The organism is Blautia sp. MB18-30, from assembly GCF_023669475.1.
Lineage (GTDB): Bacteria > Bacillota > Clostridia > Lachnospirales > Lachnospiraceae > Blautia_A > Blautia_A fusiformis.
Window position 1 is genome coordinate 1 of record NZ_JAMOYY010000079.1, and the last position, 2,263, is coordinate 2,263.

Here is a 2,263-nt window from a genome sequence, read left to right on the forward strand (position 1 = left end):
TCTGGCAGCGGTTATCTTCGATGTTGTCAGCAAGAGAAAATCTTTTATCGTAAAATAATAATAGTCAGCGAATCAGGACAGCAGGTTTTCGGAGTGATCCGGAACCTGCTGTTTTTGGGTGTATATATTGTTGTTTTATGTAAGGTTATTTTGTTACTGTTCACTGGTCAATGTCATTTAGTTAATTTTCAAGGTTAGATCTTATACATGAGGTCTAACCTCTTTTTTAGTTTTTCCCTAAATAGGGGTTGACACTTCAACTCAAATGTGCGGCCGCTCTCACTACTGATTGGTTTTTAGAAGTAGTGAGAGCGGCCCTTGTAGTTAAAGAAGCATCTGCACGATGCAAATACAACTACAAGGAGATTTTTTTATGCTACAAAACCAAATCAAAACCATATTTAAAAGGGCACTGAAAAAGTCTGATTCTAAAAAAGAATTGGGCTTTTTTGTGAAAATTTCGGTCGCCCGGCAAAGGAACCAGAAATGATGTTTAAACTGCTTTTCCTGAAAAAACTGTACGATCTTTCTGACGAAGCCCTGATTAGCAGCGCCCAGACGGACATGGCATATAAATTTTTCCTTGACCTGGAACCAGAAGCAAAAATGATAGATCCCAGTCTTCTCACAAAATTCAGAAAAACTCGTATTACAGAAGATATTCTGGAAGAAATGTTAAAAGAAACCATTCAACAGGCTTTGGATAAAAATCTGATCAAATCGGGAACCATTATCGTTGATTCCACCCATACAATTGCTTCTGTCTGGGCAAAATCTCCAACGCAGATTCTGCGGGATATGAGCAAACAACTTCGGAAAGAGGTTTATAAAACAGCTTTTGAATTATCAGAGCGATTTCCTGAGAAACCCTCTTTGGAAGCAGGACTGGATGAAGAAATTGCCTATACTAGGGAACTACTCCAGGTTCTGGAGGAAGGAATAAAATCCTGTGGAAATAAAAAGATACAGAAACTTTCTCATGAAATGAAAGAACTACTAGAAGATGAGCGGCTCAAAGAGATCCGATCCAAAGATGATAAAGATGCACGGTTTGGACATAAAACGGCAACCAGTACGTTCTATGGATATAAGAATCATCTTGCGATGACTGAAGAACGTCTCATTGCGGGGATCACTGTAACAGATGGAGGAGCACCAGATGGGCAGGAATTACCAAAACTGATAGAAAACGCGAAGGAAAATGGAATAAAAGTTACAGAAGTTATAGGCGATATGGCATATGTCAGTAATGACAATCTGGAAGTCTGCGGAAAAGAGATTACATTGATTGCCAGAACCAATACAGCAGTAGCTGCTGCAGCAAACGGGAACCTTGAGGAAGGTTTCTGCTTTAATAAAGATGCTGGGATGCTGCAGTGTCCTGCCGGAGAGCTTTCCACGCGTGTAGAAAAAAGAACGGCAAAAAATGGGAATACTTATTTAAGATATATATTTAGCAAAGTAACGTGTCGGAAATGTCCCCAAAGAGAAAAATGCCGTGTAGGAAGATCAAACGCTAAAACAAGAAGCTACAGTATCACGCAAGCAAGCGAGAAAAATCTTGAAAGGCTTAAATTTGAAGAAAGCGAATATTTTCAGGAGCGAATGAAGATTCGGCACAGGATAGAAGAAAAGAATGGAGAACTAAAGGAAGCTCACGGTTTGCGTAAAGCAGATTCGAGAGGTTTATTTGCTATGCATCTGCAAATGTATTTTACGGCATTTACAGCAAATGTAAAACGAATAGTAAGATTAGATGAGCTGGCTATGGAGTAAACCATAGCTTTTTATGATTTTCCTAAGTAAAGATTTGAAAATAATATAAAAGAAAAACTTCCACTTAAGAAGAAATGGAAGTTTTTCAGTGCCCTTCAAATACAAGGGGTGTGGCACTTTTATCTGCATACACGAAACATAGTAATGTTTTATCTCCGCTTACTTTTTTTCTGAATTCCTTTCATTTTCCGTTTTGTTATGAATTGATAGTCTGTTCTGAATCCACAGGTTTCGTGGAGATCGTCAGTGATTTTCTGACGTTCATATACCGGCATGAAACCCTGTTCTTCTACATCTGCAAATTTTATGTCTTTTAAAATATGGAGCAATTGTTCTGTAGTATAAGTTCCTTTCAAAGCGCGGTTTAATAACCGGATTTGTATAGGACTGAGTGATATAAAAGGACTCGGAATTTTTTGATTTTGATGTTGTTATACGCACAATAATTACCGCTTCCACTGTTATAGTACATATCACTAAATATTAC

At 38.0% G+C, this 2,263-nt stretch carries 1 protein-coding gene and 2 pseudogenes; 2 read left to right on the forward strand and 1 reads right to left on the reverse strand.

Features of this window, described 5'->3' with window-relative positions; all coding sequences use genetic code 11:
- The coding region (locus NCY57_RS16515; RefSeq protein WP_250789862.1) for a hypothetical protein at positions 1-198 on the forward strand (198 nt) is incomplete at its 5' end.
- A 249-nt stretch (positions 199-447) separates the two neighbouring features.
- Positions 448-1,776: pseudogene (locus NCY57_RS16520) on the forward strand (IS1182 family transposase); the annotation flags it as partial.
- A 149-nt stretch (positions 1,777-1,925) separates the two neighbouring features.
- Here NCY57_RS16520 and NCY57_RS17215 read toward each other — a convergent pair.
- A pseudogene (locus NCY57_RS17215) lies at positions 1,926-2,153 on the reverse strand (IS1634 family transposase); the annotation flags it as partial.
- Positions 2,154-2,263: the final 110 nt, after the last annotated feature.